This window comes from Clostridium sp. (assembly GCF_051650885.1).
Lineage (GTDB): Bacteria > Bacillota > Clostridia > Clostridiales > Clostridiaceae > Clostridium.
This window is the reverse complement of record NZ_JBOFRG010000164.1, coordinates 1-10,183: the sequence shown is the minus strand read 5'-3', so window position 1 is coordinate 10,183 and position 10,183 is coordinate 1. Positions and strand designations below refer to the sequence as shown.

Sequence of the window (10,183 nt, the reverse complement as noted above, 5' to 3'; positions counted from 1 at the left end):
AGTTCATCATATCTTTTTATAAGTCCTTCTACAAGTTCTGGTGTATAACTTGATCCTCCACCAATAGTAACTATCTTTAACTTTTTCATAACACTTACCTCCATCTATTTAAAACACTTTGTTTTTTATTTCTCTTCCTCTTGATTTCATAATATCACTCATTTAAAGCCTTTTAAATAGTTTTAGTGTCTAATAAAACTTGTTATACCTTCTGTAATTTGTTACATATAAAAAAACACTATGTTTTATAGAATTAAGTTTTAAGACAACTGAAAAAAGCACTCCATCCAACCAAGATTTGTAGTGCTTTTTCATCTGATTATATAAATCAATCCAATACCCCTAAAACTAAAAATGTTCTAGAGATTGCTTAGTGTTGTCGCACTAAGGCTTTTCTTACTTATATTTTATCAAGTTTTCATAAAATATAACATAATTTTTTTTATGATACTATACCTTCGCTTTTTTTAATTCACTTAGCTCCTTTGCTAAAGCCTCTATTATGTACATTACAGGCACCTGTGTTGTAAGTTGATGGTGCTTATATTTTTGCATTTGAACATAATAACTTATGTTTATATCTGATAATTTTGCAATTGTACAACTTTTACTATTAGTAATTGAAACTATTTTTACACCACGTTTCTTAAGCTCATTTAAATGTCTTATTCCATCCTTTCCTTCTCCCTCAACAGAAAAGAAAAGTGCCATAGCTTTTTCACCATTAATATGCTCTGTTGGATAATAAGGGTCATAAACAGGTACAGTAAATTTCCCTACCCCACTAAAGTGTCTTGCTGCATATCTAGCCAATTCTCCTGAGTTTCCAAACCCAATACAAATTATAGGGTTACTCTCTTCCATAAGACTTACGCTATCCTCTATATCCTTTTTAAATTCCTCTGTTTCTGTCCTATTTAAAAATTCAATAATCACACTTTTATCATCACGTATCTCAACAACATCAGTTTCCTCAAGCTCCATCTTAAGCTTTATCTTAAACTCAGAAAACCCTGCACAATTTAACTTCTTACAAAACCTTAATATAGTAGTTGTAGAGACATGAATCTCATCAGCAAGCTCCCTAATTCTCATATACACAACAGTTTTTTTATTATTAACTATATATTTATAAACCTCTAACTCAAGTTCATTCAATTCATTTATCTCTTCAAATCCAAGCATTTTCTTCACCTTCATCCTCTTAAATCATATATTCATTTTAACATAATTTAAGTTTTTCATTCTATAATTAAAGGACATCCCATTTCTAAGATATCCTTTTAACACTTTTAACATCTATATTTAATTTTTTAATCTTTCTATTTCCTCTACTTTTAATTCCGTTGCCTTTGCTATTGCTTCTTCATCTACCCCTAAAAGAATAAGGTTCTTTGCTATTTTTATTCGTTCCTCATTCTTACCTTTTTCCATTCCTTTTTCCATTCCTTTTTCCATTCCTTTTTCTATTCCTTTTTCTATTCCAATTCTCACAGCCTCAGTATCTAAGTAAGTTCTATTTAACACCTTAATCTCCTCCTCTATATAATCATCATATATGTACTTATTATTTAGATAACTAATCAAATAATCTATCATTACTAATATCTTATCATAATCTTCTCCTACAATCTTTCCTATTTTAAATAATTCTGTTGCTTCTTTTACCAAAGTTTCTGTTAATTTTTTTATCTTTTCTATAAACTTTTCTTTATTTTTAAGATTTCCATTTTTAAAATTTTTAGACAATTCTTTTCTTAATAGAAATATTTGTAATGGTAATAATGAGTACATTTCTTTCTCTATTAAATCTTTATCAGTATACTTCCAATACTTCATTATAGGAACCTCATAATCAATCATTTGATTATCTTGAAATTTAATTTTTAATTTTAAACTATCTGGAATTTTTTCATTTTCCTCTATAAAAATGACATATTGTTTTGGAAATACTATCACACCATTACTTCTTTCCTCAACTGCTTTTTCAAACCCATATTCAAGCATTCTAAAAACCATAGTTTTATCATTCAATGTTTGAAATTCAATATGAAAATTAGTTTTAGACACAGCCTTAATATCCTCTACTCTAAAGAATACATCAGCACGAAGTTTTTCTAACTTTTCTGTTATAAATTCATTATTACTTATAGTTATCTCAACCTCATCTTCAATAAAATTTTCGTTAAAAAGACTATTCAAAAAGACTAATAATAATTTCTTTGATACTGATGTAGAAAACTTTAAAATTTCATCTAACTTAATAGCATCATCTTTTTGCCTCATAAATTCAAACCTCCTATAAATTTCTTATTAGTCTTATAATTCCCACTTTAACTATATAATATACGAACTTATATTCCTATTTTTTTGAAATCTTATTCTTTTAAATAATTCTTATGAGAAATTTAATAAAAAAGTTTTAGTAATGATTTATTATATAAATAATCTATGGAGGACATACATATGAAAAGCTATGGAAAATTACTTGTGGAGTACACTTTCTTCTACTACAAATCAAATGGTTTTAGCTACTGGAAACCTTGCTAGGGGACTTTCTAATCCTTCAGAAACTATTAAAATCATCAGCTTAGGAAAATTTAGAGAAATACTAAAGAAGGAAACACTTAAAAATAATTTCAAAAGTAGTCTATCATAAAATGATATGCTACTTTTTTCTTTAGATATTCTATACTAACTTTAACATAATTTAGTTTTTCATTAACTTTTTTCAAATGATAATCCTGTGTATGTAACTTTGCTATCCTCACCTCTTCCCACTCTATGCCTTAATCCAAATTGCTTGCAATTTTCCTCAATTCTTAACTTTTAATTCTTAATTTTTCACTTCTCCCCCTTAATTCCATGTTATAATTTCCTTATGAAAGGAGGATTTTTATGAAGTTTAAATCCTATGAATTTAATTTAAAGAGCATGTGTAAGAGGAGTTTACCTCCTACTATAATTTCTATTATTTTATTGCCTGTTCTTTATAATTTCTTTGGAATTTACAATCTTTTGATTGCACCTTATATGGCTCTTATGTATATTAGGCTTAAGGATTACACTGATATAGATAAAGGACATATAAAGCCATTTTTCTTACATCTTTTAATTGGCGTTTTTGCAACTATAGCTTGTTTAAATTCCTTTACTGCACTTTTTATTAATTTAATCGGAGGTGCACTTTTAACATATTTTTTAACTGATGAATATAATCCAAGTAGTTATTTTCCTTATTTACTTGCATTTGTCCTTCTTCAGTTAATACCAGCTCCAATGGATAAGTTACCTTTAAGATTACTTGCCATTACTTTTTCATATTTAGTACTTTATATAACTTTACTTGTTACAAGTCCAAAGCTTATTACTTCTAAGGTACAAATATTAATTAATAAGGGTTTCTTAAATGTATCAGACCAGTTTAAAGCCTTAGCAGAAGGCAAGTACATAGACTTTAATAAACATAAATATGAGCTTTTTTCTATTTGTCGTGATATGAATAGGGTTATTTACTTAAGTCAAAAATCTAAGTATTATCCTTATGTTATTCTTTTTCAGCATTTGAATAATATTACTGATGAAGTTAATAAGAGAGATTGTCTTTTAGATAGGAATAAAAAATATTTTAATGATATTTCAATTCTTTTTTCTAAAATAAATTCCAGTTTATCTTCTGAGAATTATAATACTGCACTCACTCTTATAGACCAGTTTTTAAAGGATAACACCTTTTCTAATAAAGATATTAACTCATATTTCTTATTTTTATTAAATTATACAAAAAGCATTTTAAGTCATTTTAAAGAAAATAGAAAAGAAAGACATAATCCATTGAAAAAACTAAATCCTTTCTTTATTGACTTTAGGAAGATAAATCACTTTAAACTAAGTTTAAATAATTTTAAAGTAAGATTTTCTATTAGAATGGGAATTCTTTTAGGTTTTTCTTTTGCCTTTGTTAAAGTATTTCACTTTAATAAAAGCTATTGGATTCCTATGACAATATTTCTTCTAGCTATGCCTTTTTATGAGGATAGTAAAATAAAATCTGTTCAAAGATTTAAAGGAACAGTGGTTGGAATAATTATTAGTAGTATATTATTTTTCATTTTTAAATCAACAATGTCTCATGTCATAATTATAGGTATATCAACCTTCTTAATGTATGCTTTAGCTGATTTTACATGGCTTACTACTTATGTAACTTGCTATGCCATAGGGCTTTCTACATTAAATGAGGTATCTGGTGATTATAAAATAATCTTCCTTAGATTATTCTACACAAGTATTGCTATACTAATAGTTTTATTTGCTAATAGGTTTATCTTAAGAAGTAAAAATTATTATGAAATGGAATCTATGATTTACAAGTTAATTTCAATTGATAGAGATATGTTAAATGAACTTAGAGAAATCTTAAATGGACATTATAATCACAAGAAAATACGTGAGCTTATTTATCTTTCTTACTTAGTTAGTGCTAAGCTTCAAGTACATAATAATCCATCTTGTGATGATAGTGAAATAACAAATCTAAAAAGCTTTATATTTAACAATAATAAATTGACTACACTTTTAAGTCATGAATCTCTTTTGCTAACAACTTATTCTGAAGAGCTATTAGATAAAGAGTTTGTTTTAAGCAATATAAATAAAATTGAAGCTATTTTAAATCAAATGGAACATTCATTTAAAAAACATGTATTCTATAAACCTGTATATTCAAATAATATTATAGATTCTGTTATAACTAAGAATAGTTATGTAAATACACAAATGTTTAATTGCTTTATAAAAGCTGAAGACACATTAAGTGCTCTTGCAAAACTAAGTAAAACCTTAAAAAGAAACCACTAACATCTAGTGGTTTCTTTTATCTATTTATATAAGTTTTTTATTTTTATTACTATTGAAATTTGCAAATAATAAAAACATAAATGTAATTATTACAAATACTAGTACCATACTCCAACTACTTATAAATCCTATGCTACTAGAAACTAAAGCAAATATTGTTGAACCTGCTGAAAATCCAATAGCAAACATAAAGTTTATAACACTTAATATTTTAGGAAAGTTCTTTCCTTTAAAGAAAAGACTTACTAAATATGATGGTCCCATCATATATGCATATACAGATAATCCCTTAGTTATTGAGAATAAATATGCAAATATAGGTGAAATATGTGCAAATATTAAACATAAACTTGAAACAGCTGTTAAGATAAATGCTATCATTAAAGTTTTTGTAGTTCCTATTTTATCAAATAATATTCCTCCCATTAGGTTTCCTATTAATGAGAAAATAGCAAATAACGCTCCAATATTCCCTAAAAACATAACTGATATATTTTTATATGCCACTGCACTACCCATTAAATGCTTTAAATAATTAGGATATTGTATTGATAAAGCTGCCATAGACAACCCCATGAAAATAAATCCTACTGATAAGCAAATAAATGTTTTATTTTTCAATCCCCATTTAAGGGATACGTGCTCCATAACAGTCTTATGTTCTGTTGATGGATTTACTGTTCTTTTTTCTGAAGTTAAACTTTTCTTATCTAATTTACTAAAATCCAATAAAAAGATTGTAAATAACAAACTTGTTACAACAGAAACTAATCCAAATATTATATAAGCTTCTTTAAATCCTTTAGTTACTAAAAGATATACCACAATTTCTTGAAGTGCAATATTTCCCACTGAACCCCCAGCAAATGCTAGGCTTAATGCACTCCCTTTCTTTTTCTCATCAAAATAAGCATTTATAATAGTTGGAATTCCAATAGCTGAAAATACCAATGTCCCAATTTGAACAATTGCTGCGATTATATAAAACTCTATTAAAGTTCTTGCAAATCCAAATGATAAAAATCCAACTCCCGATAAAATACATCCAATTATAAATAATTTTTTAGGATGCATTTTAGTATACAATGCTCCTACAAATGGTGATGCTATGGCTGATATTAATGTTCCAATTGTAAATATTAAAGAAAAGCCACTTAATGAAAAGTGGCATCCTTTAGTTACATAACTTACAAATTGTGGCTGAATGTTTGATGCAATACTAAAGGGTATTGCTTGTATTAAAATACATCCAATTATAATTTTTAGTTTTCTTTTATCTTTAATTTTTGATATCATAACTATGCCACAGTAGCTTCTTTATTCATTTCTGCTTTTTGTTTATGTTTCATAGCTTTAATTGACATTAATAATAATGCATATCCTACTACTAAGAATACAAGCATTGCTATCCAAGCCATTTTGAATCCTATACTTTGTGCAAATGCACCAAATATTACTGAACCTAATGCAAATCCTATAGCAAATAATAAACTCATAGTTCCTAAGTTAACACTTGATTCTTTTCTTCCAAATACATCTGTTGCAAGGAATGCTGGTCCTGACATATAAGAGAATACACATAATCCATAGAAAATTGAGAATAAGAATGAGAAATTATGTGATGCTCCTGCAAGTAACATTCCGACAATAGCTACTGCTTGGAAAATAAATGCAAGTAACATTGCTTTAAAGCTTCCGATTTTATCAAATAAAGCTCCTCCACCAACATTTCCTATTAAGCAGAATAATGCAAACACTGATCCTAGTATTCCTATTAAATGTGCATCTAAATGTAATTGCATTCTAAAATATGATGCATATTGAGTACTACAAGCACTTATAGCAATTCCAATGAATGCATATCCAAGTGCAAGTAACCAGAAATATTTTTCATGTCTTGTTTTAGCAGCACCAGGTCCTTCATATATAGCTGCATGTTGTTGTTTACTATTATCTTCAGCTTTTTCTGTTCCTGTAGCTTCAGCTACTAATTCTCCTGGTTTTGGAACTCTTATAAAGAATAATACTATTATTAAACTAAATATAAGAGATAATATTCCAAAGAAAATGTATGAATAAGCTTCACCATGTCCTCCTAACATACTAGATACGATTGGTTGTAAAAATACATTACCAATTGAACCTCCAGCAAAAGCAATTCCTAATGCTTTACCTCTACCAGTTGTAGGGAACCAACTACCAATTAAAAATGGAATACCAAGTCCTGAGAATAATACACAACCAACTTGCATTACAGCTGATAATATATAGAATTCTGGTAAATTTGTTGCAAGTCCCATTCCTAAGAAACCTAAACTAGATAAAACTGTACCTATTATAAATAATATCTTTAAATTAACTTTTCCAAATAGTTTTCCTAGAAAAGGTGAACATACTGAAGATGCTAATGCACCAAATGTAAATATCAAAGAAAAACTTGCTAATGAAAATGAAAAATGCTTAACCACATAAGGTATAAATAATGGCTGTATATTTTGTGCTACACCAAAAGGTATTGCTTGAATTACCATTGCTATAAAAATCATTAGATATTTTCTTTTATTACTACTTTTTGTTACTGTTTCACTCATAATTAACACTCCTTTTTTAGGAGCTCTACATAACAAAATTTAGAATTTTATAAACTACATTAAATTACTACTTTTAAATTACAACACCTTCTATAACTACTCTAAAACTTAGTTATGTAGGGGCTTCTTTCTTAGTTTTGATATTTTACTTCTAATTCATCATTATATGGGAATAAAATTAATTTATCTCCATCTAAATTTTCTTTGTTCATACATACTGCATTTAAAGAATTGTTTTTATAAGTATTATAATAATATATTCCTTTTTCTAAATTCATACATGCTGTATATTGTGTTATATCACTTCTTTGTGGTGTTCTAACAGAACCTCTTACCATGGCTACATTATTTAAAATGTGGAAAAATTCATTTACATCCATAGAATCACTATCATTTGCTAAAGCAAAATGTCTTAAAAATGCTACTCTTACAAATCTTGATGCTGGTGTAAAATCTCCTGGTAATCCAACACATCCTGTTCCTTGACCTAAAGCAGGTAACTCTTGACAACTCCAAGTTTCTTTTCCAACTTGATCTGCATATAATCCAATATATTGTCTTAAGTTAGTTTGATGCCAATCAAATGTTGGTGAATTTGTTAGTACTCCTACTTTGTTTTCAAAAACTTTTATTCCTTCTTTAGTGCTTTCAATAACTATACTTTCACCACTTTTATCTGTAACTATCCAGTGTAATGTTGGTGTTGGTGTTTTTTCATTAAATGGAATATTCATAATGTTTAAGTTTAAAGCTTCTTTTCTAACTTCATCTAATGAAGAGAAATTTGAAACTATCCAAAACATTACATCATAAACTGAAATATTTGTTTTTCCTTCCATTTTTTCAGTTCCATAATATGCGTAAGTTGGAAAATTTAGTCCTGCAACTGCTAAACCTTTTTCATTCATTCCATCAGCAAGCATTGGATGATTTTCCATAACAGTCATCATTCCAATAACTGCATATTTTGTTTTTTCTTCTTCTTTAGTTACTGAATGTAGATACTTGAAACCTCTTGGAATTATTCCAACGGATTGACCAAATTCATATTCAATATCCATATTTCTTCCAAATAAATGTTCATTTTCTTTTGTTTTTAAAGTTAATGCTGTACACATATTTATCACTTCTTTCTGTTTTATTTCCTTGTCTGCATTTAGTATATTCCCCAAAAATTTCAAAGTAAACCTCTTTTCTATATTGTTTAAAATTTTGCATTTTTATACATTTATCCCCATTGAAAATGAATTTTGTAAAATTTTTTTTTACTATTTGTTATATGTTTTAAAACATTTTATTCATACCAGTTTCACATTTTTTTCATATAATTACGTTGTTATAAATTATATTTATAATTTTTTAGACCTTTTTTTCAAAGTTTTGGGAGCTAATTTCCAAATTATATAAAAGTATAAAAAATTCCCTAAGTAAACTTAATTACTTAGAGAATTTTTCTTTTATTTTTTTCAAATTTTGAGCTATAACATAATTTTCTGTTGCTAAGTCTTCTTCTCCTAAAGCTTCATAGACTTTTCCAAGTGTATTGAATACCCTCTCTTCTTTGCAACCTTTTTCAATTGCTAAATCATAATTTTCTATTGCCTTATCTAAATCCCCTGTTAAAAGATATATATTTCCCATATTATAATGTGGCACATAATTTTTATCATTTAAAGTAATCATCATTTCAAACTCTTTTAAAGCTTTTTCATATTCCTCTATCAAAAAATAACCTTGCCCTAAATTATAATATGTCTTTTCATATGTTTTATCTAGTTTCTTAGCCTCTTTTAAAAGCTCTATTGCTTTTTCATACTCTTTTTTTTCTAATAAGAAACCTGCCTCATCATTAAGTCTTACAGCTTCTCTGTTTTCTGATAATTTAAACTTCATTATTCCATCCCCTTTAAGTTTTAATTAATCATCCCACGATTTAGTTTCTAAGAATCTTGTAGCTTTTTTCTCTGCTCTTCTAGTTATTTCTTTATTATATCCCATGAATTCTAGTATTTTTATAGCATTTCTAGTCTTTGATCTTCCAGTTTTTAATTTATAATCAAAAACAATTTCTTTCTTAACTACTTTTTCTTCAAAACTATAATTATCAAATATATCTTCCATCATATAAGTAAGCTCTATATCATGAGTTGCAGCTAAACAGAACATATCTTTATCTTCTCCAATATATTTAAGTATTTCAGAAGATGCCCCTATTCTTTCAGCTGTATTTGTTCCTCTTAATATTTCATCTACTATACATAATATAGGATATTCATATTCCATACTATCTAGAATTCTTTTTAATGATTTTATTTCAACTATATAATAACTTTCACTTTTTAAGATACTATCTTGAAGTGCCATAGAAGAATATATTCTAAACATAGATGCCTTATATTTCTTTGCACAAACTGTATTTATAGTTTGCCCAAGTAATGCATTTAAACCAACAGTTCTTAAGAAAGTACTTTTACCTGATGCATTAGAACCTGTTAAAAGTATTGATTTCTCTGATTTAAAACTATTTGGAATAGGTTCTTTTAATAATGGATTATAAATATCCTTAAACTCTAAACTAACCTTTTCACTGTACTCAGGGTTTGTGTAATACTTTAATGTTTCTCTGAAGGAAGACACTCCTATTAAAGCATCAAGCTCCCCAACATAATCATATAAAACTCTAATACTTTCAGGGTTATCACAAATAACCTTTCCAGCTTTTTCATAGTTTA

General features: G+C 27.3%; 10 protein-coding genes. 2 read left to right on the top strand and 8 right to left on the bottom strand.

The window, feature by feature from the left end:
* From ACRC28_RS08075 to ACRC28_RS08065, 3 genes are all read right to left on the bottom strand, one after another.
* Positions 1–89 (bottom strand): family 4 glycosyl hydrolase (locus ACRC28_RS08075; RefSeq protein WP_438542946.1); only part of this gene is annotated, 89 nt, incomplete at its 3' end.
* Between the two features lie 361 nt (positions 90–450).
* Complete coding sequence (locus ACRC28_RS08070) at positions 451–1,185, bottom strand: MurR/RpiR family transcriptional regulator (RefSeq protein WP_438542945.1); 735 nt, start codon at positions 1,183–1,185, stop codon at positions 451–453.
* 120 nt (positions 1,186–1,305) lie between these two features.
* A complete protein-coding gene (locus ACRC28_RS08065; protein ID WP_438542944.1) occupies positions 1,306–2,286 on the bottom strand; it encodes an Rpn family recombination-promoting nuclease/putative transposase in 981 nt (326 codons plus the stop codon).
* 190 nt (positions 2,287–2,476) lie between these two features.
* Here ACRC28_RS08065 and ACRC28_RS08060 point away from each other — a divergent pair, with 190 nt between their 5' ends.
* On the top strand, positions 2,477–2,659 hold the full coding sequence (locus tag ACRC28_RS08060; protein WP_438542943.1) for a hypothetical protein: 183 nt from the start codon (positions 2,477–2,479) through the stop codon (positions 2,657–2,659).
* A gap of 239 nt (positions 2,660–2,898) precedes the next feature.
* The gene (locus tag ACRC28_RS08055; RefSeq protein ID WP_438542942.1) at positions 2,899–4,860 is read left to right on the top strand and encodes an FUSC family protein; all 1,962 of its coding nucleotides are present in this window, start codon (positions 2,899–2,901) and stop codon (positions 4,858–4,860) included.
* A gap of 24 nt (positions 4,861–4,884) precedes the next feature.
* Here ACRC28_RS08055 and ACRC28_RS08050 read toward each other — a convergent pair whose 3' ends face one another.
* From ACRC28_RS08050 to ACRC28_RS08030, 5 genes are all read right to left on the bottom strand, one after another.
* Positions 4,885–6,156 (bottom strand): conjugated bile salt MFS transporter, encoded by a 1,272-nt coding sequence (locus tag ACRC28_RS08050; protein WP_438542941.1) that lies wholly within the window; start codon positions 6,154–6,156, stop codon positions 4,885–4,887.
* Between the two features lie 2 nt (positions 6,157–6,158).
* The gene (locus tag ACRC28_RS08045) at positions 6,159–7,451 is read right to left on the bottom strand and encodes a conjugated bile salt MFS transporter (RefSeq protein ID WP_438542940.1); all 1,293 of its coding nucleotides are present in this window, start codon (positions 7,449–7,451) and stop codon (positions 6,159–6,161) included.
* Positions 7,452–7,582: 131 nt separating this feature from the next.
* Positions 7,583–8,632: a choloylglycine hydrolase gene (gene bsh / locus ACRC28_RS08040; protein ID WP_438542939.1), complete on the bottom strand. Its 1,050-nt coding sequence runs from the start codon at positions 8,630–8,632 to the stop codon at positions 7,583–7,585.
* A 256-nt stretch (positions 8,633–8,888) separates the two neighbouring features.
* Positions 8,889–9,344, bottom strand: a complete 456-nt coding sequence (locus tag ACRC28_RS08035) for a tetratricopeptide repeat protein (protein WP_438542938.1) — start codon at positions 9,342–9,344, stop codon at positions 8,889–8,891.
* Positions 9,345–9,368: 24 nt separating this feature from the next.
* A partial coding sequence (locus ACRC28_RS08030; RefSeq protein ID WP_438542937.1) for a MutS-related protein occupies positions 9,369–10,183 on the bottom strand: 815 nt, incomplete at its 5' end.

Bases quoted from the DNA above. Each gene is read 5' to 3' on its own strand.
- ACRC28_RS08045 (WP_438542940.1), bottom strand. From the start codon at position 7,451: ATGAGTGAAACAGTAACAAAAAGTAGTAATAAAAGAAAATATCTAATG.
- ACRC28_RS08060 (WP_438542943.1), top strand. From the start codon at position 2,477: ATGGAAAATTACTTGTGGAGTACACTTTCTTCTACTACAAATCAAATG.
- ACRC28_RS08055 (WP_438542942.1), top strand. From the start codon at position 2,899: ATGAAGTTTAAATCCTATGAATTTAATTTAAAGAGCATGTGTAAGAGG.
- ACRC28_RS08050 (WP_438542941.1), bottom strand. From the start codon at position 6,156: ATGATATCAAAAATTAAAGATAAAAGAAAACTAAAAATTATAATTGGA.
- ACRC28_RS08065 (WP_438542944.1), bottom strand. From the start codon at position 2,286: ATGAGGCAAAAAGATGATGCTATTAAGTTAGATGAAATTTTAAAGTTT.
- ACRC28_RS08070 (WP_438542945.1), bottom strand. From the start codon at position 1,185: ATGCTTGGATTTGAAGAGATAAATGAATTGAATGAACTTGAGTTAGAG.
- ACRC28_RS08035 (WP_438542938.1), bottom strand. From the start codon at position 9,344: ATGAAGTTTAAATTATCAGAAAACAGAGAAGCTGTAAGACTTAATGAT.